A 21,353-nucleotide genomic window follows, 5' to 3' on the forward strand; every position below is an offset into this window, starting at 1 on the left:
CCGGCGGCGCGATGGGAGATCGCAAATACCGTAAAGGGCGGGCTGACATGCAGACATTCGACGTGGCAATCATTGGCGGCGGCATCGCCGGCCTGTCGCTTGCCTATTTCCTCAGCCCCCATCGCTCTGTCGTCGTGCTCGAACGGGAAACGGCGCTTGGCTATCACAGCACCGGCCGCTCCGCCGCCGAATTCGTGCTGCGCTACAATGCGCCTGAAATCTGCCAACTTGCCGCGATCGCCAAGGACTTCTTCGATAGTCCGCCTGAAGGATTTTCGGACATTCCGCTTCTGAAACAGCGCGGCGGCGTGATGATTGCCAATGCCGAAAAGGCTTCACGTCTGCAGGAGGTTTTCCGTGCCGAGCTGGCTTTCACGCCGGAACTCGAACCGCTCGACGAGGCGCAAGTACTGGCCCGCATCCCAATCCTGAAACCGGGCTACGCCGCTGCCGCGTTCTACGATCCGAACTTCTGGGATATAGAGGTCGAGAGCCTGCTGCAGGGTTATGTGAAAGGCTCCCGCCGCAACGGCGCTGAGGTCCGCGAACGCCACGCTGTTCTTTCCGCCAGCCATGATGGACAGGCATGGACCATCGAGACATCAACCGGCCCTGTCCGCGCCAAAACCGTGGTCAATGCCGCCGGTGGCTGGGCCGATCCAACGGCGGAAATTTTTGGCGTCAAGCCACTCGGTATCATCCCGCATCGCCGCACGGCCATTACCGTCGATCTTCCCGAAAGGATCGATATTTTCGCAATGCCGGAGATCAATGAGATCGACGAGGATTTCTACATGAAGCCCGACGCCGGCCGCCTGTTCGCAAGCCCGGCCGATGCCACGCCCTGCGAACCCGGCGACGTGCAGCCGGAGGAACTCGATGTCGCCTGGGCAGCACACTATGTCGAGGAGGCAACGACGATCCCGGTTCGCCGCGTTGCCAAGAGCTGGGCCGGAATGCGCAGCTTTTCATCCGACAAACTTCCGGTGATCGGCGCGGCATCCGATCAACCGGATTTCTTCTGGCTGGCAGGCCAGGGCGGCTACGGCATCCTCACCTCGCCGGCCCTCGGCGCCTTGGCGGCAAGCCTGTTGACCGGCCAACCACAACCGGAAGGGTTTGGCGCGCAGGTACTCGATCCTAGGCAGTTCAGCCCTTGCCGGTTGAAAGCCTGATGTCACCCGTTGCGAGCATTGTGTTGCTCCAGCCGCGCATCGGACATTGTCCGGCGCCCGAATGCGGCTGCACGGGCAATATCCGAGCGGAAACGTGCCATTTCCTCTTGCTTGCGCCCCTCATCCGGGATGCGAAGGAGATAGGCGGGATGCACGGTGACAAGCAGCGACTGTCCGGCGCCGAGTTGCAGCATCTGACCGCGCAAATCCGCAAGCCGTTGCCGGCTGTCAGTAAGAGCCATCAGCGCCGTTGATCCCATTGCCACCACTAGTTTCGGCTGGATCAGCGCCAGTTCCCGCGTCAGCCACCATTTGCAATGCTGGACCTCGCCAACATTCGGCTTCTGATGGATCCGGCGCTTGCCGCGCGGCTCGTATTTGAAATGCTTGACTGCATTAGTGACATAGGTGCTCTGACGTTCCAGCCCAACCTCTTCAGCGACAGCATTGAACACCGTACCGGCCGGGCCGACGAAGGGTCGGCCGGCAAGATCCTCCTGGTCGCCCGGTTGTTCGCCAACAATCATGATATCGGCGTCCTGCGGCCCCTCGCCGAAGACAGTCTGCGTTGCAGTGCAATGAAGTGCGCAACGTGTGCAATGCCGTGCCTCCTCACGAAGCTCATCAAGCGTTCCTGCCGGCGGCCGGACAATCTCCGGCTCGGCCTGGGCAATGGCCTGCAGCCGCTGGTGAAACAATGGCGCCTCGCTGGCGGCCCGCTCGGCCATGGCAATGACGTTCGCTTCCGCACCGGCAATCAGGCCCGGAATGAGTTCCGCCTCCGGCAGGTTTTTCCAGTATTTCTTCGGCATCTCCGTCATCATCATCTTCACCTTCAGGCGGGCCGGATTGAAGATGTTGGAAAAATAGGTGCGCCATAGCGCATCAGTTTGATCGGTCAGCATCGGATTTTCTGCCGCCTCCGCCGAAATCGTCAACGCCTCGCCGTCCCAGGCCGCAGTCCCCTTGGGCGTGGCAATGATCCAGTCCATGTCGGTAAACCGGCGCTGGAAGAACGGCGCGGCGCGGGCGACGATATGATGGTCGGGCTCGAACCAGGCCAGAAAACACCGGCGTGCATGTTTCTGCTTCGCATCGATCTCCTTGAACCGGACGAAAGCCGTCATCTTGTGGCAATCGCGCCACACGGATTTTTCCATCGCTTGCAATTGCGCCACGTCGGCATCGGAAAGGACCTCCAGTAGCGTGCGATCCTCCTGCAGCCGAAAGAGAACCCGGTAGAGAAGCTGGAACCGTAAAGGATCGCTGTGGCAGATCACAGCTTGCGCCAATGACAGGAAAGCCTTCGGTACTGTCACGGTGGACGCTGTCGCAGCAGTAGCAACAGCCGTCTCCGGCACTTGCGCAGCCGGTCCGAACAGATCGTCCGCCGCGCCGTTTCTGCAACGCCAGTCGATTGTTCGCGGTTCTGTGCGCGCAAGCAGCAGAGACCGGGCAGCTTCTCGCCACTCGGTCAGATCGCCCCGGCCCTCCAGCAAAATCGTCTTCATCACAACAGCGCCAGCTGCTCGGGCTTCGGCTCGAACATGGCCCGCAGATCGGAGCGGTCGATCAACCGATGCGGCGTCCAGCCCTCAGTCACGACAAACGACTGCACTTTCTTGATCGAGACATGCAGACGCGCCAGATCCTCCAGCCGCAAACGGCGGTGACGCCGGGCAGACAGGATGCCGTTGACGGCCTTCGTTCCCAGGCCTGGCACCCGCAGCAGCATCTCGCGTTCGGCCGTGTTGATATTCACGGGAAAACGATGGCGATTGACGAGCGCCCAGGCGAGTTTCGGATCAAGCTTCAGGTCGAGCATGCCGTCCGGCTGGTTTTCGGTGATTTCCTCGATGCCGAAACCATAGAAGCGATAGAGCCAGTCGGCTTGATAAAGCCGGTGCTCGCGCATCAGGGGCGGCTTGATCAAGGGCAGGTTTTTCGAGGCATCGGGAATGGGGCTAAACGCGGAATAATACACCCGGCGCAGGCCATAGCTGCCATAGAGCCGGGCGCTGGTGCCAAGGATGACCTTGTCATTGGCCTGATCGGCCCCGACGATCATCTGCGTACTCTGCCCGGCCGGCACGAACCGCTTGCGCCGCTTGGTCTGCAGCGTCGGATCATTGGCGGCCTCGATCTTCAGCCTGAGTTCGCCCATCGATTTACGGATATTGGCCGGCCGCTTTTCCGGTGCAAGCCGGGTTAGGCCCGTATCGGTCGGCAGTTCGATGTTGATAGACAGGCGATCGGCATAAAGCCCGGCCTGCTCGATCAACAGCGGCGAGGCCTCCGGAATGGATTTCAGATGGATATAGCCGCCAAAATTATGGGTTACGCGCAATTCGCGGGCGATGCGGACCATTTCCTCCATCGTGTAATCCGACGAGCGGATAATCCCGGACGAGAGGAACAGACCCTCGATATAGTTGCGCCGGTAGAATTCCAGGGTCAGCCAGACGACTTCCTCGACGCTGAACCGCGCACGCTCGACATTGCTGGACGAGCGGTTGATGCAATAGGCGCAGTCATAGATGCAGAAATTCGTCATCAGGATCTTGAGCAGCGAGATACAACGTCCGTCCGGCGCATAGGCGTGGCAGATGCCGGACCCTTCCGTCGATCCGAGCCCGCCGGACTTCGACGAATCGCGCTTCACTGTCCCGCTTGAGGCGCAGGAAGCATCGTATTTGGCAGCATCGGACAGGATGGCCAACCGTTCATTCAGCGACTTCTTCATAACCGTTCATGTTATGTTCTTATTGAGTTTGGGTCAATATGAGAAAACCCGGAAATATCGGAACGATTGGCGCAGGCGTCCGTTGTAAGCGCGAACCCTCCCCAAGCTGTCAAAGGAGATGGCGCGATGCCGTTCATCGACAAATCGAAAATCCTTATCCTTGCCACCCATGGCTACGAACGTTCCGAATTGCGCGTGCCGCTCGACGACCTGAAAAAGCGCGGCGCCGACGTCAAGATCGCCGCGATCGACCGTGAGCCGATCAAGAGCTGGGACAACAAGGATTGGGGTGACGCGATCAATGTCGACCTTCTTGCCAAGGACTTTGATATCGGCGATTTCGACGCGCTGGTCCTGCCCGGCGGCCAGATGAACCCGGATATCCTGCGCCACGATGAAGACGCCATGCGCGTCGTCAAGGAATTTGTCGCATCCGGCAAGGTCGTCGCGGCCATCTGCCATGCGCCCTGGCTGCTGATCGAGGCCGATGCCGTGCGCGGCCGCAAGATGACCTCCTATATCTCGATCAAGACCGACATGATCAATGCCGGAGCTATCTGGTCGAACGAGCCCGTCGTTACCGACAAGGGCATCATCACCTCGCGCAATCCGGACGATCTCGACGCCTTTGTGAAAAAGATCGTTGAGGAAATCGAAGAAGGCCGCCATGAGCGCCGCGCTGCCTGATCCCCAATCGATAAAGGAAACAATAAATGGCTGATATATCGAAGACGAAAACCGATCCGCTACAGCAGCTCTGGGACGTGCTTGGCGATATCCATGCCGGTATGCTGGGCGTCGAGGGTTCCGGCCAGCACATGCAGCCAATGGCGCCGTTCGTCGAAAAGGAGAGCAACTCGATCTGGTTTTTCACCCGCACGGACAGCGACCTGATCAAAGCGGCTCGGAACGGCAACCGGGCGCATTTCTGTGTCATTAGCAAGGACCATGATTATCATGCGTGCCTGGCCGGTGCGATCGATGAGGTCAAATCCCGCGAGCATATCGACAAATATTGGTCGGCTCCGGTGGCTGCCTGGTTTGAAGGCGGCAAGGACGACCCGTCGCTGACCATGTTGCAGCTGAAGCTTGACGACGTGGCGATCTGGGCTTCGACCAACAGCACGCTGAAATTCGGTTGGGAAATTGCCAAGGCCAATCTGACTGGCAAAGAGCCGGAACTCGGCTACCACACGCAGATTTCTCTGCCGCACTAACGCTTACCCGCACCGACCCCTCGATGGTGCGGATGGAGTGCCTCGCCCCGGTCCCCTCGGGCGGGGCATTCTCGTCTACAGGGAAACCCGGCCGTAACGGCCATTGCTATAGATCAGCGAGTGCCCATCACCTGCGACGATCGAAACCACGCGGCCGAGAATGATCGCATGGCTATGACGCTCGATGATTTCATCGACTTCACAATCGATCCCGGCCAGCGCACCACGTAGAACCGAAGCACCGCTCGCCAGCGTAAACCATTCGGCGCCGTCATAGCGCTCGATCCCTTTCAAGCCGCCCTTGCCGGCAAACCGGTCGGCCACATCCTGCTGGTCGGCGCTCAGAATATTGACGCAGAAATGCCCGTAGCGGCTGATCACCGGCCAGCTGGAAGAACTGCGGTTGATGTTGACGATCATCGTCGGCGGATCAACGGACAGCGCGGTCGCAGACGTCACAGTCGCGCCGGTACGCTCGTCGCCGACGCCAGCGGTAATCACCGAGACACCGCCCGACATCCGCCGCATGGCCGATTTCAAGGCATCCTCATCCGCCACGTGCGGAAAGGATTGCTCCTGGCGCGGGGCGATCCGGTCGAGCGAATTTCTCAAAGCGACATTCATGCGGGTCCACTCTTTTGTCGTCTCGTTCATAGTGCCGGATTTACGCACGAAACGAGACCCCGTCTCAAGCAAAGAATACCCGTCGTCATCGGCGATGCCGGATCGATTTTTCAATCATGATAAATTTTATAGATTATATTATTTTCCCGAAAGCGCGGCACTCTGCGACCGTTGCACGGTGCCGGAACGCGGCACTTCATAATACGTCATAAAAACTATAGACTATTGACAGGACGGCCAATTGTGTCAGGATTGTGTTAACGACCGTTAACCGATCGCATCCAACAGCGGAGAACTGCATGTTTTATCACGGTGGAATGACCCTCGGTTACCTGACGCCTCCGGCGAAAAAGGAAAAAGCCATCCGTGTAGAAATGCCGGTTCGCCAAGCCCGCGAAGAGCAGACCGAATTTGAGCAGGAACGCGACCAGGAGCTGAGCCGCGCGTTTCTTACCCCCTGGCATCTTTTCTACTGATCCCAAGAGCGGATTGAGCTATCCAACCGCCGCCGCGCTTCGGCCATTGGCGCCGATGCTTGAATACATGCCCGTCGTGCGGAATTCCGTCGGGCTGGCGCCGAAATACCGGCGAAACACCTTGGCGAAATAGTTCGGATCCTCGAAGCCGGACATTACAGCCACTTCCTTCACTGATAGATCTGCTGCCTTAGTCAGCAGCTTGGTCGCTCGTTGCAGCCGCTTGCGCAGCACGAATTCTGCCGGTGGCATGCCTTCGCTGGCCGCAAACACACGGGAAAAATGTGCCCGGCTAAGACCGGAAACATCTGCCAGTTTTTCCACCGGCAACGGATGTTGCAAATTCGCGGTGATATGATCAATGACATGCTGCATCGTCCGGTATTCCTGACTGAAGACAGGATGTGAACCGAAAACATCGTCATAAAGCACCATCGCCGACTCGTAGGCGATGGCGGAGGCACTGCCCGGCGCATCCGCACCGCCTGAAATCAGCCGCAAGCTGCAATCGGCGAGGCGCTCGATTGTCTCCGGCTTCAGGTTAAGGATCGGCCCGGTGGTTGCCAGAATGGCTTTGTGGATCCGCAACGCCTCCTCGCCATTCATGGAAATCCAGAAGAATTCCCAACGGCCGTTCTGCTCCAGCCAGTAGCGATGATTGTGCGGGACCAACACAAGCAGCGTCTCGCCCTCGCGCACCCGATAGGTGCGGTTCTCGTAGCGCAGGTTTCCGGCACCACCGATCGTATGCTGAAGCACGGTGAACGGTGTCTGTCCGCGCTTGCGCCCATCCCAGTCATAGGTCGCGTCCGTGCGGATTTCGTAGCCCGTACTGGTCGGCATGGTGTGCAGGCTGTGGCGTCCGCGCGGCAACGAAACTGTCCGCATCACCGGTCCATTCTCGATCAGTCGTTTCAGCATAGAATTACCCATGAAAGCACAATACCTCTCTGGCGGCACCTTTCAATATACGCATAATGCCCCTCAACAAAGCAAGATGCCCTGAATAAGGCAAAATAAACCGGGTTGGAGCGGCATCGGCAGGGAGAGTTGGGAGGCAATAGGCGCCAAGGCGCGCTGCTTCCCGCGCATTGATTTTACCCTGTCCGTTTTCCCGGCCAAACGACCAGCGACGAGGACAGCATGAGCAGCTTCAAGATAGCCATAATCGGCGCCGGCAGCGTCGGCTTCACCAAGAAACTTTTCACCGACATTCTCTGCGTGCCGGAGTTCCGCGATGTCGAGTTCGCGCTCACCGATTTAAGCGAGCACAATCTCGGCATGATCAAGTCGATCCTCGACAAGATCGTTTCATCCAACAACCTGCCCGCCAAGGTCACGGCCTCAACCGACCGCCGCGAGGCAATTGCCGGTGCGCGCTATATCATCAGCTGCGTCCGTGTCGGCGGCCTTGCCGCCTATGCCGATGATATCCGCATCCCCCTGAAATACGGCGTCGACCAGTGCGTCGGCGATACGATCTGCGCCGGCGGCATTCTCTACGGCCAGCGCAACATCCCGGTCATCCTCGATTTCTGCAAGGACATCCGCGAACTGGCCGAGCCCGGTGCGAAATTCCTCAATTACGCAAACCCGATGGCGATGAACACCTGGGCTGCGATCGAATACGGCAAGGTCGATACGATCGGCCTCTGCCACGGCGTCCAGCACGGCGCCGAACAGATCGCCGAAATCCTCGGCGCCAAGGATGGCGAGCTCGATTACATCTGCTCCGGCATCAACCATCAGACCTGGTTCACCGATGTCCGCGTCAAGGGCCGCAAGATCGGCAAGGACGAACTGGTCGCAGCCTTCGAGGCGCACCCGGTTTTCTCACAGCAGGAAAAACTGCGCATCGACGTTTTGAAGCGCTTCGGCGTCTACTCCACCGAGAGCAACGGCCATCTGTCGGAATACCTGCCCTGGTACCGCAAGCGGCCGGAGGAAATTACCCGCTGGATCGATATGTCCGACTGGATCCACGGCGAAACCGGCGGCTACCTGCGCTATTCGACCGAGACCCGCAACTGGTTCGAAACCGAGTTCCCGCAGTTCTTGAAGGATGCCGAAAAACCGATCGATCCGGCCCGCCGCTCCAACGAGCATGCCAGCCATATTCTGGAAGCGCTGGAAACCGGGCGGGTCTACCGCGGCCATTTCAACGTCAAGAACAATGGCGTCATCACCAATCTGCCATCGGATGCAATCATCGAGAGCCCCGGCTTCGTCGATCGCTTCGGCATCAACATGGTCGCCGGTATCACGCTGCCGGAAGCCTGCGCCGCCACCTGTATCTCCTCGATCAATGTCCAGCGCATGTCGGTTCATGCCGCCATATCAGGCGATATCGATCTTCTGAAACTCGCCGTGCTGCACGACCCATTGGTCGGCGCCATCTGCACGCCGGAAGAAGTTTGGCAGATGGTCGATGAAATGGTCGTCGCCCAGGCCGAGTGGTTGCCGCAATATGCCCACGCCGTCCCGGCCGCCAAGGAGCGCCTGGCCAAGGGAACCGTCAAGACCCGTGACTGGAAGGGTGTTGCCCGCCGCGAGGTTCGCTCGATCGACGAGCTGCGCGCCGAGAAGGAAGCAACGAAGCTGAAAGCCGCAAGCTGAGCTGCAGCGGCATGCATGCGAGACCCGTTTTCCTGAGGAGGAAACAGGTCTGGGAGTGGGCGATCCGTCGTCCACTCTCTTCCGGCAGAGGGCAGGATGCCGTCGAGCCGGGTGCTTTTAGGAGGAGAGCCGCCCATACCGGGCCGGTCTGAAGCATGAGGGAGAAACAACGACAATGAACAGCTTTCGCCATCTGAAAACGACCAGCGCGCTGCTTTTGGGCGTGTCGGCATTCGCCATGACGGCCATGGCTTCCGAGCCAACCGTGGTGCCCGAGCAGCCGGCATTTCCGGCACAGGGCAAGATCACCTATGTGCCGCGCGATTCCATCCTCGAATACAAGGCCCTGCCGGAGTATCACGAGCCCGACTGGGTCACCGAGAAATTCGTCAAGACCGGCAAGCTGCCGCCGGTCGCCGAGCGCCTGCCGAAGGAACCGCTGGTCTTCAAGACCGGCAACATGCCGGATGGCGTCGGTGTTTATGGCGATACCATGCGCCACGTCATCGGCGGACGTCCGGAAGGCTGGAACTATTCCGCCGGGCAGACGCAAGGGTGGGGCGGCATCGATATCGAGATGTCGGAATGCCTGACCCGCACGGCACCGCTGTACCAGGTCGAAGCCAAGGACGTGGAACCGCTTCCGAACCTGGCGAAGGGTTGGGAATGGTCGGAAGACGGCCACAAGCTGACCATGCACCTGATCGAAGGCGCCAAATGGTCGGATGGCGTTCCCTTTTCCTCCGAGGACGTGATGTTCTATTGGGATGACAACGTCGTCGACCCCAACGTCTCGCCGCTCAATGGCGCAACGCCGGAAACCTTCGGCGAAGGCACGACACTGACGGCGATCGACGCCAACACGGTCGAATGGACCTTCAAGGACGCCTTCCCGCGCCAGTATCTCTATTCGATGGCCTATGGCACCTTCTGCCCGGGTCCGGCGCATATCCTCAAGACCAAGCATCCGAAATACGCCAAGGGCTTCACCTACGACCAGTACAAGAATGGCTTCCCGCCGGAATATCTGAACATCCCGATCATGGGTGCCTGGGTTCCGGTCGAATATCGCCCGGACGACATCATCGTGATGCGCCGCAATCCCTTTTACTGGAAGGTGGACGAAGCCGGCAACCAGCTGCCTTATCTCAACGAGCTTCACTACAAGCTCTCGACATGGGCCGACCGCGACGTGCAGGCGATTGCCGGGTCCGGCGACTTCTCCAATCTCGAACAGCCCGAGAATTTCGTCGAAAGCTTGAAGCGTGCAGCGCAGGATACAGCACCTGCTCGCCTTGCCTTCGGTGCCCGGCTAATCGGTTACAATATCTTCATGAACTTCTCCGGCAATGGCTGGGGCGAACCGGATGAGCGCGGTCAGGCCGTGCGCGAGCTCAACCGCAATGAGGATTTCCGCAAGGCCATCACCATGGCGGTCGATCGCAAGAAGATCGGCGAATCGCTGGTCAAAGGTCCCTTCACCGCGATCTATCCGGGCGGATTGTCGTCCGGCACCAGCTTCTACGACCGCCAGTCGACCGTCTATTATCCCTTCGATCTCGAAGGCGCCAAGGCCCTGCTCGAAAAGGCCGGCCTGAAGGACACCGACGGCAACGGCTTCGTCAACTACCCCGCTGATAAGCTGGGCGGCAAGGACGTCGAGGTCGTGCTGTTGGTCACCTCCGACTACAACACGGACAAGAACCTCGCCGAAGGCGTCGTCGGCCAGATGGAACAGCTGGGCATTCGCGTCGTGCTCAACTCGCTCGACGGCAAGCAGCGCGACGCCGCCAACTATGGTGGTCGCTGGGATTGGATGGTGCTGCGCAACGGCGCCGAACTGTCATCCGTGGTGCAGAACACCCCGCAGCTCGCCGCAACCGGTCCACGCACCAGCTGGAACCACCGCGTGCCGGAAGGCGGCCAACTGGACCTGATGCCGTTCGAGCAGGAGCTTGTCGATATCGTCAACAAGTTCATTGCCTCGAGCGACAATGACGAGCGCACGGACCTGATGAAACAGTACCAGAAGGTCGCCACCACCAACGTCAACTCGGTCGGCCTCACCGAATATCCCGGCGCGCTGGTCGTCAACAAGCGCTTCTCGAACATTCCGGTCGGTGCGCCGATCTTCATGTTCAACTGGGCGGAGGATACCATCATCCGCGAGCGGGTGTTTGTCGCCGCAGACAAGCAGGGTGACTACGAACTGTTCCCGCAGCGGCTGCCCGGCAAGCCCGGCGAAAAAGGCCCGATGAACTGATCAGGAAACATCGCTTCCCAGGCCGTGCCATCAGCCCGGCCTGGGGAAATCCCAAAACACACAAGAGAACCTAACAGCCATGTTCCGATTTCTGCTTGTGCGCATCGCGTCAGCCATCCCCGTCCTTTTCGTGCTCAGCGTCGTGACCTTCGCGATCATCCAGGCACCGCCGGGCGACTACAGCGACTACATCCGGTCGCAGATGATCAACCAGGGCGGCGCGTCCTTCGAGGAAGCCGACGCCCAGGCACAGGCCTACAAGGTCGCCAACGGGCTGGATAAGCCGATGGTCGTCCAGTATGTCAACTGGATCACGGGCATCATCACGCGCGGCGATTTCGGCCATAGCCTGTTCTACAACAAGCCCGTTTCCGAGGTTGTCGGCGAACGCCTGCCGCGCACGCTCGCCTTAGCGCTGGTCTGCCATATCCTCGCCTCCATCATCGGCATCACCTTCGGCATCTTGGCGGCAACCCGGCAATATACCTGGGTCGACAGCCTGCTCTCCGGTATCTCATTCCTCGGCATGACGGTGCCGCGCTTCCTGATGGCGCTGATCATCGTCTACATCATGGTGTTCCATTTCAACGTCACAGAGATCAACAGCTTCCACTCCGCCAAATATGGCGGCGCGCCTTGGTCATGGGACAAGTTTGTCGATCTCCTGAAACATGTCTGGCCGGTCATCGCCATCGCCACTTTCGGCGGCCTCGCCTACAATATGCGCGTCATGCGCGGCAATCTGCTCGATACGCTGAACGCCCAATATGTCGAGACCGCCCGCGCCAAGGGCCTCTCCGAACGCGCCGTCATCATGCGCCACGCCGTACCCAACGCGCTGCATCCGCTGGTGATGTATCAGGGCGTCGTGCTACCCTACATGCTGACCGGCGAGATCGAGACAGCAATCATTTTTGCGCTTCCGACCGTTGGCCCGGCCATTGTCGGCTCTATGTGGGTTGGTGACGTCTACGTCACCGCAACCTTCATGCTGGTCCTCTCCGCAACCCTGATCGTCGGCAACATCATCGCCGACATGCTGCTGGCACTGCTCGATCCGCGCGTCCGCCTGGGTGGAGGAGCACACGCATGAAAGCCGATGTTCAAACAACCATCACCGTGCCGGTACCGGCACCTCATCACGGCAACGAGACCTATTCCGCACTGGTCTGGCGCCGCCTGAAACGCTCCTGGACCGGCATGGCGGGGCTGATCCTCGTCTGCCTTTTGATGCTGATGACGATCTTTGCCGAGTTCTTCTCGCCCGTCGATCCAAAGCTCACCGGCGTTGCGTTTGCCCCGCCGCAGACGATCGCAATCACCGATCAGGAGGGCAACCTCGTCTGGCCGCGCACCTATCAGATTGGCGAGGGCACCGAGCTTGACCCGATCACCTTCCAGCCGATCGTCGGCCCGGACTATGCCAACCCGAAAAACCTCGGCTTCTTCGTCAAGGGTTTTAGCTACCGCCTTCTCGACCTGATCCCGACCGACCGCCATTTCTTCGGGGCGACCGACGGCACGCCGGTCAATTTCCTCGGCACCGACAAGTTCGGCCGCGATGTGCTGTCACGCATCTTCTACGGCTCGCGCGTCTCGCTGATGATTGCGTTGACCGTGGTGTTCATCGTCACCGTCGTCGGCACCACGGTCGGCATGGTCTCCGGCTATTTCGGCGGCCGCTTCGATACGTGGATGCAGCGCTTCGTCGAACTGGTCCTCGCCTTTCCGCAATTGCCGCTCTATCTGGCCCTGACCTCGCTGATCCCGGTGACGGCGCCCACCCACGTCTTCCTCGCCTTCGTCATCTTCGTGATGTCGGCGCTCGGCTGGGCGCAGATGTCGCGCGAGGTGCGCGGCAAGACGCTGGCGCTCGCCCGGATCGAATATGTGCGCGCCGCCATGGCGATCGGCGCTACCGACCGGCGCATCATCTTCCAGCACATTTTCCCCAATGTGATGAGCCACGTGATCGTCTCGGTGACGCTGGCGATCCCGAGCGTGGTTCTGCTCGAATCCTTCCTTGGCTTCCTCGGCTTTGCAGTCAAACCGCCGCTGATGTCCTGGGGGCTGATGCTGCAGGATACCGCCACCTATTCCGTCATTGGATCCTACCCCTGGATCCTTTCCCCCGTGGCCTTCGTGCTGATCACCGTCTTTGCGTTCAATGCGCTGGGCGACGGCCTGCGCGACGCCGTCGACCCATACTGAGGAGACGACCATGGCACTCGTGGACATCAGCACGCTCGCTCCCGAACAACGGCACGACCATGCCGCATCGATCGGCACACCAATCATCGACGCCCGCCACGTCGCCGTCACCTTCAAGGTCGAGGGCGGCTCGGTCGATGCGGTGAAGAACGTCTCCTTCCAGCTTTACCGCGGCGAGACCATTGCCGTGGTCGGTGAATCCGGCTCAGGAAAATCGGTGACGGCCCGCACCGTCATGGGCTTGCTCACCAAGCGCGCCTCGCTCTCTGACAAGTCGAGCATCGCCTATGACGGCAAGAACGTGCTGAAATTCTCCGATCGCCAGCGCCGGGCGCTGCGCGGCAACCGCATCTCGATGATCTTCCAGGAGCCGATGAGCTCGCTCAATCCGGTCTACACGATCGGCGCCCAGATCATCGAGGCGATCCGTGTACACCAGAGGATGAGCCGCAAACAGGCGGTGGAACGCACGCTGGAGCTTTTGCGCCAGGTACAAATCCCCGATCCGGAAGCCCGCCTCAACCAGTATCCGCACCAGCTGTCCGGTGGCCAGCGCCAGCGCATCATGATCGCCATGGCGCTCGCCAACAGCCCCGACGTACTGATTGCCGACGAACCGACCACGGCACTCGACGTCACCGTGCAGGCGCAGATCCTCAACCTCATCCGCGATCTGCAAAAGACCCTCGGCATGGCCGTGATCCTGATCACCCATGATCTCACCGTCGTGCGGCAATTCTCCGACTATGTCTATGTGATGCAGAACGGCGAGGTGAAGGAACACAACACCACTTCAGCGCTGTTTGAGAACCCGCAGCACCCCTATACCCGCCACCTGCTCAATTCCGAACCGAAGGGCGTGGCCAATCCGATGCCGGTCGATTCCGCGGCCATACTCGAAGGTCGCAATGTCCGGGTGTCCTTCATGCTCAAGCACGGTGGCTTCTTCAGGCCGCAACTGAAGGAACTCGTTGCGGTCGACAGTCTGTCGATCAAGCTGCACCGCCATGAAACACTTGGCATTGTCGGCGAATCCGGCTCAGGAAAGACCACCTTCGGCCAGGCGCTGGTGAAATTGCTCACCGCAGACGGCGGCGAGATCCTGTTCGATGGCCAGTCGATCGAAAAGAAGACCCGCGACGAGATGCGCCCGCTACGTTCACGCATACAGATCGTTTTCCAGGATCCCTTCTCCTCGCTCAATCCGCGCATGTCGGTCGGCCAGATCATCGAGGAAGGCCTGATCGTCAACCGGCTCGGCGCTACGCGCAACGAGCGGCTGGAGCGGGTGAAGGAAGCGCTGAACAGCGCCGGCCTGCCCAACAATATCCTGTCACGCTTCCCGCATGAATTCTCCGGCGGCCAGCGCCAGCGCATCGCCATTGCCCGTGCGATCGCGCTGGAACCAGAATTCATCCTGCTCGACGAGCCCACTTCGGCGCTCGATCTCTCGGTGCAGGCCCAGATCATCGAACTGCTGCGCAAGCTGCAGGACGAGAAAGGACTGAGCTATCTCTTCATCTCCCACGATCTCAAGGTCGTGCGCGCGCTCTGCCATCGGGTGGTGGTGATGCAGCACGGCAAGATCGTCGAAGAGGGTCCGGTCGCAGACGTGCTTACCCATCCCAAGACCGCCTACACCGAACGGCTCGTCCGCGCCGCCTTCGAAGTAGCCGCATAAGCAAAGAGGCCTATCCATGACGAGACAACCCAAGATCACCTTCATCGGCGCGGGCTCGACCGTGTTCATGAAAAACATCATCGGCGACGTGCTGCAGCGTCCCGCCCTATCCGGCGCAAAGATCGCGCTGATGGACATCAACCCGCAGCGGCTGGAGGAAAGCGAAGTCGTCGTCAGCAAGCTGATCTCGACGCTCGGCGCCAAGGCCACCATCGAACTGCACTCCAATCAGCGCAAGGCGCTCGAGGGCGCGGATTTTGTCGTCGTCGCTTTCCAGATCGGCGGTTACGAGCCTTGCACGGTCACCGATTTCGAGGTGCCGAAGAAATACGGCCTGCGCCAGACCATTGCCGATACGCTGGGCGTCGGCGGCATTATGCGCGGCCTGCGCACCGTGCCGCATCTTTGGTCGATCTGCGAGGACATGATGCAGGTCTGCCCCGAGGCGATCCTGCTGCAATACGTCAACCCGATGGCGATCAACACTTGGGCGATCGCCGAGAAGTACCCGAAGATCAAGCAGGTCGGCTTGTGCCATTCCGTGCAGGGCACGGCGATGGAACTGGCCGATGACCTCGACATCCCCTACGAGGAAATCCGCTACCGCTCGGCCGGCATCAACCACATGGCCTTCTTCCTGAAGTTCGAGCACCGCCAGCCCGACGGCTCGTACCGTGACCTTTATCCGGATCTCGTCCGTGGCTACCGCGAAGGCCGGGCGCCGAAGCCGACCTGGAACCCGCGCTGCCCCAACAAGGTGCGCTACGAGATGCTGACCCGGCTCGGCTATTTCGTCACCGAAAGCTCCGAGCATTTTGCCGAATACACACCCTATTTCATCAAGGAAGGCCGCGAGGACCTGATCGAGAAATTCGGCATTCCGCTGGATGAATATCCCAAGCGCTGCATCGAGCAGGTCGCGAAATGGAAGGGGCAGGCTGCGGCCTATCGCTCGGCCGACAAGATCGAAGTCGCGCAGTCGAAGGAATATGCCTCGTCGATCATGAACTCGGTCTGGACCGGCGAGCCTTCGGTGATCTACGGTAACCTGCGCAACAATGGCTGCATCACCTCGCTGCCGGACAATTGCGCCGCCGAAGTGCCCTGCCTCGTCGATGAAAACGGCATCCAGCCGACCTATATCGGTGCCCTGCCGCCGCAGCTGACGGCGCTGATCCGCACCAATATCAACGTGCAGGAACTGACGGTCGCGGCGATGATGACGCAGAACCGCGAGCACCTTTATCATGCCGCGATGATGGATCCGCATACGGCCGCCGAACTCGATCTCGACCAGATCTGGTCGCTGACCGACGACCTGCTCGCCGCCCACGGCACCTGGATCCCGGAATGGGCCCGCGTGTCGAAGAAGGTCCAAGCCGCGTAACGTCTCTCCCCGTTGCGCGAAAAAGGAAACCCCGGAACAATAATTCCGGGGTTTTCCTTTTGCGCCGGGTGTGGTCGAAAGGACTGACGCACCGCCATATCTGCAGGAGACAAAAATGCCCGCCACCCTCGCCCGCCAACTGTCAGACGCCGATAACCAGGGTATCCGGCTGACCTCCGCAGCGCTCACCGAGCCTGCCACACCGGCGGAAGCCTTTGCCGTGCAGCGCGAAACGCTCTCCCTGAACGGCTGGCTGACCGGCGGCTACAAGGTGGCGATCCGCCCGGACGGCAGCTCGGTCTCGGCGCCAATGGCCCATATCACCCATGCCAGCACGTCCGGCACCGCCGGCTTCGAGCGGCCCGCCGTCGATGCCTTGGAAGTGGAAATCTGCTTCGTGCTCGGCAAGGACCTCGCCCCCGGCAGCACGGCCTATACCCGCGAAACGCTGCTCGACCATGTCGCCGCCATCTATTCAGGCATCGAATTTCTGGGCCATCGGCTGGACGACGGCAGCAAGACGCCTGCCCTGCTGTTCCTCGCCGACCGTCTCGGCAATGCCGGCTATGTCTTGGGCGAAGAACTTCCTGCCAAAGTGATCGAACCCGGCCAAGCCTATCCGCTGAGCATCACCATCAACGGCGACACCGTCTTTACAGGCCCCGGCAAACACCCCAACGACGACCCCGTCGCCGCCTTCCTGCTGTTCGCCAATACCTTGACCGAACCCGTCGCCAAGGGCCGCATCATCACCACCGGCAGCCTCTGCGGCGCCATCCCGACGCCCGCCCGCGCGGCTATCGCCATCAGCGGGTTTACGACGCTGACGGTCACGGCCGCATCGACGCGCGAGGATTGATGCGGTTTTATCTGACAAAACCACAAACCTGAGGCGCTGGGTGGAATCCTTCAGACCAGTTGACTCTACCCACGCAGTCAGCAATAGTTCGCTATATGGTGAACTATCAAGCATCACAGATGGACCGCACATTTTCAGCGCTCGCCGACCCCACCCGTCGGGCCATTCTGCTGCGGCTGAAGGATGAACCCGGGCTTTCGGTGAGCGAGCTAGCCAAGCCGTTTTCGCAAAAGCTTCCCGGCATGATGAAACATCTGGATGTCTTGGCTGAGGCGGGATTGATCACACGGGCGAAAACCGGTCGCACGGTCTCGGTGAACCTTTCCGTAGAGCCGATGCAAGCAGCGATGGAATGGCTCAATCGATATGAACGCTTGTGGACGGTGAGCATTGATCGGCTTGCTGCGCTTGTGGAAGAGGAGGGCGGGCAATGACCAAAAATCTTCCGAGTGTAACCATTATACGCAGAATTAAGGCCCCGCCTGCCAAGGTTTACGCGGCGATCACACAACCCGAACTCATGATGCAGTGGTGGGGTCCGGATGCAGGGCCAACCATTAGCGCTGAGGCGGACGTGCGACCAGGAGGCCGCTTCAGCTTGGTGTTCCGGCTGCTGAACGGCGATGAGCATAACCCCACCGGGGTCTATCAGGACGTTATTCCTGATAAGAAGCTTGTTTTCACCTGGGAATGGCCAGGAATGCCAGAACGGGAGTCGCTGGTCACGTTTCTGCTTGAGCCATTTGACGGCGGTACCGAATTGACCCTGATCCACGAACAGCTCCCCGACGAAGAAGCGCGCAAAAGTCATGAGGCAGGTTGGAGCGGCCTCCTCGATAAGCTGCCAGTTTTTCTTGGAGATGCCAAATGAGCGAGTTGATCCTCACCACCTTCGACTGGGTTCCCGAAATGCCGCGCGGCTATGTGCGTGACATAAGGGTGCGTTGGGCGCTGGAAGAGGCCGGATTGGCCTATCGGGTCGAGAGCGTTCCGTTTGGCGATCGGACTGCCGAGCATTTCGCTCACCAACCGTTCGGTCAGGTGCCGTGGCTGACCGATGGAGACATCTCGATCTTCGAGAGCGGCGCGATCCTGCTTCATCTCGGCGAACGGAGTGACGCGCTGATGCCTGCCGATCCGCACGGCCGCAGCAAGGCTAAGGAATGGCTATTCGCGGGTCTGAATTCCGTCGAGGCGGCAAGTCTGCCATGGTCCCTGTTTATCTTTTCCGGCAACACCGGCGACACGCCCGGATGGAAGCTGTTTGACGGCTTCCTCCACCAGCACCGGCTCACGCACCTGGAGCCGGTACTGGCGGGACGCGAATGGTTGGCTGGAAGCTTTTCCGTGGCCGACATCCTGATGGCGGATGTGCTGCGCCTCGTCGATCGGTTCGATGGGCTTGCGAAATATCCCGCCTGCCGCGACTATGTCGCCCGCGCCACGGCCCGCCCGTCGTTTAAAAAGGCACATGCAGACCAGATGGCCCACTTTGCAGCGGCAGATTCAGCGCGATAAAATCCTTCAGCGCAGAGTGGTGCCCCCTCTCCAAAGATTAGCCGATTCTATCGTTGCCCAACTCTACCTTTGATCGGCTCCGTCTTTGCCGCAAATATGAGCCTGTTGTTTGGCTCAGTGCCTCCCCCCACTCTCCGTCTTCCTCGCCCTTGTGGCGGGATCCAGCCACCGCGCGTCCGCGCGGTGAGAAAACTGACCGCGCCAGACAAAAGAACCCCTTGCGCCGCAGACGCGGCGCGCTGGATCCCGGAACAAATCCGGGATGACGGGGAAAATGATGCACTTCACGCAAAACAAAAACGTCCCCAAAAGGCCCCGCTCAAAACGCAGCCCTACCGCAACCATTCCAGATAATCCGGCACCAGCAGATGCAGCGGCGCCTCATCCTCGTCAATCCCGGAAAACCGCGTTACGGCGGGGTCTTCGAAGATGTTGTCGGTAGTGTCGTCGTTGACGGTCGAAACCTCGGCGACGAAAACGTCGGCACCTTCGCCCCAGAAGGCATGCCAGTCGCCCGGCATCAGCGTCACGCTTTCGCCAGGTGCCAACTTGAGTTTGTGGCCCGGTGACAGATCGCGCCAGATGCCGTCGGTCGCCACGCGAGTGCCCTTGCCGCGGTCGCATTGCCCGCCGGTATCGCCGAACAGGTCAACCACCAGCGTTCCGCCGCCGCGATTGATGATGTCCTCGGCTTTCAACAGATGCCGGTGCATCGGCGTGACCTGATCCTTGCGGGCGATCATCGCCTTTTCGGCGTAAAGCATGCCCCGCCCCCGCTGCAGATCGGCAAAGCGGCCGTTGCGGATGGTGAACAGGAACAGTCCGGTCTTTTCGAAACCGCCGAGACCGAAGTCGGTGATATCCCAGCCAAGAGAAGCGCCGGTAATTCCGTCGATCTCGCCCTTGCGTGCCCGCATCTCGTCCGGCGACCAGCGCGAAAACGGCGGCAGGATGAAGCCGAACGAGCGCATGAAAGCCTCGCTCTCGCGCATGATAGCATTGATGGCGCTGCGTTTCATCGGAATGGTCATGGTCTCTCCCTCAGCGAACACCGATACCGGCCGTCAGGCCACCATCGATCCTGTGATCCGATCCTGTGATGAAGCCGGCCTTGTCCGAGGCGAGGAAGGCGGCAAGCACTGCCACTTCCTCCGGCTCGCCGATCCGGCCCAGCGGATGGGCGGCACCGAATCGTTGAAACACAGCATCGATATCGGCATCATCCCCCTCGAATGTCTTCGCCGCCAGCTCCAGGATCGGCGTGCGCACCGAGCCCGGACTGATCGACACGACCCGGATGCGATCAGCGGCAAAATCCAGCGCCATCGCCCGCGTCAGCGCATGGATCGCGCCTTTGGAGGCAACATAGGCAGAGACGCCGCTCTGGCAGGCATGGCCCTGCACGCTGGAGAGATTGACGATGACGCCGCCGCCGCGCTTGCGCATCTCTGGCACGCCGAATTCTGCCGTCAGGTGGATCGAGCCGACATTGACGGCCATGCAGCGCATGAAGATCTCGAATGGTGTCGTCTCCGCAGTGCCATAAGGATGAACAGCGGCCGAGTTGACGATGATGTCGATGCCGCCGAACGCTGCCACGACGGACGCCATGGCCCGTTGCACATCGGCGGGGACGGAGACATCGGCATGAAAGACGGTGAGCGCGAGGTTCTCGGCAGCGGCCATCGTTTGAAGCTCGGCATTGGCAGCCTGATCGATCCCCAGCGAGGCAACGGCCGCGCCTTGCCGGGCGAGATACAGGGCAACGGCCCGGCCGATACCCGTCGTTCCGGTGACTACCGCGATTTTTCCGGCAAATTCACGCATCGCCTGTCTCCCATCCCTTTGACGTTCCGGCCGCCCGCCCGCCCCGTCTCGCCTCCGCCGCCGGAATGAATTCCAGCCCAGCATCGAGATGCCGGTCCATATGGTAGGCAAATCCGATCCGATCGCGTTCGCGCAGTGCCTTGACTATATCGGCATGCTCGGCCGCGACACTCTCAAGCACCAGCCGCTGCGACTTGCCCGCCAGCATCAGTCGCTGGATCACCGGCTTCAGCATGCCGTAGGTTTCCGACAGCGTCCGGTTTCCGGCCGCATCCACCATCAGCTTGTGGAATTGATAGTCGAGTTCAGAGGCTTCTTCAGGTGTACCGGCCCGCAGGATAAGCGCGTTGAGCGTCTCCATTCCGGCAAGTGTTTCCTGGGTGATCCGGGTAGAAAGCAGATCAAACAGGCTCATCTCGGTCAGCCGCCGGTAGCCCTGGATATCGCGGAAGGCATCGACGGAAATGTCCATGGCAAAGGAAAACAGGTCGCGCATCGCCGATTGATGCTGATCGGTCAGAACGGCACCGACCTTTTGCCGCGATTCGGCAACGCCATAGGCCTTCAGCGTCCGGAAAGCCTCGCGAACCGTGTTGCGGCTGGCATCAAACATGACGGCAAGCTCCGCCTCGCTCGGCAGCACGTCGCCAACGGTCAGGCCGCGCTCGCGGATAAGGCCGCGGATGCGATCGACCATTCCGTCAACGGCGGAACCCCGCACGCCGTTCTCCATGTCATTCTCCTTGCCCGTTTTGC

Annotated in this window: 21 protein-coding genes; 14 read left to right on the forward strand and 7 right to left on the reverse strand. The window is 60.3% G+C overall.

From position 1 onward, the window contains the following. Positions 1–47: 47 nt before the first annotated feature. Positions 48–1,175, forward strand: a complete 1,128-nt coding sequence (locus ACQY8Q_RS11480; RefSeq protein WP_428426699.1) for an NAD(P)/FAD-dependent oxidoreductase — start codon at positions 48–50, stop codon at positions 1,173–1,175. A 2-nt stretch (positions 1,176–1,177) separates the two neighbouring features. Here ACQY8Q_RS11480 and ACQY8Q_RS11485 read toward each other — a convergent pair whose 3' ends face one another. After that, positions 1,178–2,686 carry a UdgX family uracil-DNA binding protein gene (locus ACQY8Q_RS11485; RefSeq protein WP_428426700.1) on the reverse strand — a complete coding sequence of 503 codons (1,509 nt, stop codon included), beginning with the start codon at positions 2,684–2,686 and terminating at the stop codon, positions 1,178–1,180. Next, positions 2,686–3,918, reverse strand: a complete 1,233-nt coding sequence (locus ACQY8Q_RS11490) for a putative DNA modification/repair radical SAM protein (protein ID WP_113247095.1) — start codon at positions 3,916–3,918, stop codon at positions 2,686–2,688. Before ACQY8Q_RS11490 ends, ACQY8Q_RS11485 begins: the two co-directional genes overlap by 1 nt. A 126-nt stretch (positions 3,919–4,044) precedes the next feature. On the opposite strand from ACQY8Q_RS11490, the gene ACQY8Q_RS11495 reads away from it, so the two are divergent. Further along, a complete protein-coding gene (locus ACQY8Q_RS11495) occupies positions 4,045–4,605 on the forward strand; it encodes a type 1 glutamine amidotransferase domain-containing protein (RefSeq protein WP_428426701.1) in 561 nt (186 codons plus the stop codon). A 26-nt stretch (positions 4,606–4,631) separates the two neighbouring features. Beyond that, on the forward strand, positions 4,632–5,135 hold the full coding sequence (locus tag ACQY8Q_RS11500; RefSeq protein ID WP_428426702.1) for a pyridoxamine 5'-phosphate oxidase family protein: 504 nt from the start codon (positions 4,632–4,634) through the stop codon (positions 5,133–5,135). 75 nt (positions 5,136–5,210) lie between these two features. Here the strand turns inward: ACQY8Q_RS11500 and ACQY8Q_RS11505 are convergent, their stop codons facing one another. Further along, positions 5,211–5,759: a flavin reductase family protein gene (locus tag ACQY8Q_RS11505; RefSeq protein ID WP_428426703.1), complete on the reverse strand. Its 549-nt coding sequence runs from the start codon at positions 5,757–5,759 to the stop codon at positions 5,211–5,213. Positions 5,760–6,058: 299 nt separating this feature from the next. Here ACQY8Q_RS11505 and ACQY8Q_RS11510 point away from each other — a divergent pair, with 299 nt between their 5' ends. Beyond that, positions 6,059–6,235 (forward strand): hypothetical protein, encoded by a 177-nt coding sequence (locus ACQY8Q_RS11510; RefSeq protein WP_428426704.1) that lies wholly within the window; start codon positions 6,059–6,061, stop codon positions 6,233–6,235. Between the two features lie 18 nt (positions 6,236–6,253). Here the strand turns inward: ACQY8Q_RS11510 and ACQY8Q_RS11515 are convergent, their stop codons facing one another. Continuing rightward, the gene (locus tag ACQY8Q_RS11515; protein WP_428426705.1) at positions 6,254–7,168 is read right to left on the reverse strand and encodes a helix-turn-helix domain-containing protein; all 915 of its coding nucleotides are present in this window, start codon (positions 7,166–7,168) and stop codon (positions 6,254–6,256) included. Positions 7,169–7,378: 210 nt separating this feature from the next. On the opposite strand from ACQY8Q_RS11515, the gene ACQY8Q_RS11520 reads away from it, so the two are divergent. The 10 genes from ACQY8Q_RS11520 (at position 7,379) to ACQY8Q_RS11565 (ending at position 18,770) form a co-directional block, all read left to right on the forward strand. Then, positions 7,379–8,851, forward strand: a complete 1,473-nt coding sequence (locus ACQY8Q_RS11520) for an alpha-glucosidase/alpha-galactosidase (protein ID WP_428426706.1) — start codon at positions 7,379–7,381, stop codon at positions 8,849–8,851. A 175-nt stretch (positions 8,852–9,026) separates the two neighbouring features. After that, complete coding sequence (locus ACQY8Q_RS11525; protein WP_428426707.1) at positions 9,027–11,114, forward strand: ABC transporter substrate-binding protein; 2,088 nt, start codon at positions 9,027–9,029, stop codon at positions 11,112–11,114. Between the two features lie 79 nt (positions 11,115–11,193). Beyond that, the gene (locus tag ACQY8Q_RS11530) at positions 11,194–12,207 is read left to right on the forward strand and encodes an ABC transporter permease (protein ID WP_428426708.1); all 1,014 of its coding nucleotides are present in this window, start codon (positions 11,194–11,196) and stop codon (positions 12,205–12,207) included. Further along, positions 12,204–13,325, forward strand: a complete 1,122-nt coding sequence (locus ACQY8Q_RS11535; protein WP_428426709.1) for an ABC transporter permease — start codon at positions 12,204–12,206, stop codon at positions 13,323–13,325. Before ACQY8Q_RS11530 ends, ACQY8Q_RS11535 begins: the two co-directional genes overlap by 4 nt. A gap of 10 nt (positions 13,326–13,335) precedes the next feature. Beyond that, entirely contained in the window at positions 13,336–15,006 is a 1,671-nt protein-coding gene (locus tag ACQY8Q_RS11540; protein ID WP_428426710.1) for an ABC transporter ATP-binding protein, read from the forward strand. Positions 15,007–15,022: 16 nt separating this feature from the next. After that, on the forward strand, positions 15,023–16,393 hold the full coding sequence (locus tag ACQY8Q_RS11545) for an alpha-glucosidase/alpha-galactosidase (protein ID WP_428426711.1): 1,371 nt from the start codon (positions 15,023–15,025) through the stop codon (positions 16,391–16,393). Positions 16,394–16,508: 115 nt separating this feature from the next. Next, on the forward strand, positions 16,509–17,252 hold the full coding sequence (locus tag ACQY8Q_RS11550; RefSeq protein ID WP_428426712.1) for a 2-keto-4-pentenoate hydratase: 744 nt from the start codon (positions 16,509–16,511) through the stop codon (positions 17,250–17,252). 119 nt (positions 17,253–17,371) lie between these two features. Next, positions 17,372–17,686, forward strand: coding sequence for an ArsR/SmtB family transcription factor (locus ACQY8Q_RS11555; protein WP_428426713.1), 315 nt, complete (start codon positions 17,372–17,374; stop codon positions 17,684–17,686). Continuing rightward, positions 17,683–18,123 (forward strand): SRPBCC family protein, encoded by a 441-nt coding sequence (locus ACQY8Q_RS11560; RefSeq protein WP_428426714.1) that lies wholly within the window; start codon positions 17,683–17,685, stop codon positions 18,121–18,123. The genes ACQY8Q_RS11555 and ACQY8Q_RS11560 overlap by 4 nt, the downstream gene beginning before the upstream one ends. Next, entirely contained in the window at positions 18,120–18,770 is a 651-nt protein-coding gene (locus tag ACQY8Q_RS11565; RefSeq protein WP_428426715.1) for a glutathione S-transferase family protein, read from the forward strand. Before ACQY8Q_RS11560 ends, ACQY8Q_RS11565 begins: the two co-directional genes overlap by 4 nt. A 332-nt stretch (positions 18,771–19,102) precedes the next feature. On the opposite strand, the gene ACQY8Q_RS11570 is transcribed toward ACQY8Q_RS11565, so the two are convergent. The 3 genes from ACQY8Q_RS11570 to ACQY8Q_RS11580 are packed head-to-tail and all read right to left on the reverse strand — an operon-like array spanning position 19,103 to position 21,330. Continuing rightward, positions 19,103–19,789, reverse strand: a complete 687-nt coding sequence (locus ACQY8Q_RS11570) for a D-lyxose/D-mannose family sugar isomerase (protein ID WP_428429754.1) — start codon at positions 19,787–19,789, stop codon at positions 19,103–19,105. 22 nt (positions 19,790–19,811) lie between these two features. After that, a complete protein-coding gene (locus ACQY8Q_RS11575) occupies positions 19,812–20,597 on the reverse strand; it encodes an SDR family NAD(P)-dependent oxidoreductase (RefSeq protein ID WP_428426716.1) in 786 nt (261 codons plus the stop codon). Then, positions 20,590–21,330, reverse strand: coding sequence for a FadR/GntR family transcriptional regulator (locus tag ACQY8Q_RS11580; protein ID WP_428426717.1), 741 nt, complete (start codon positions 21,328–21,330; stop codon positions 20,590–20,592). Before ACQY8Q_RS11580 ends, ACQY8Q_RS11575 begins: the two co-directional genes overlap by 8 nt. Between the last annotated feature and the right edge of the window lie 23 nt (positions 21,331–21,353).

Origin of the sequence: Pararhizobium sp. (assembly GCF_965279435.1) — a bacterium.
Lineage (GTDB): Bacteria > Pseudomonadota > Alphaproteobacteria > Rhizobiales > Rhizobiaceae > Pararhizobium.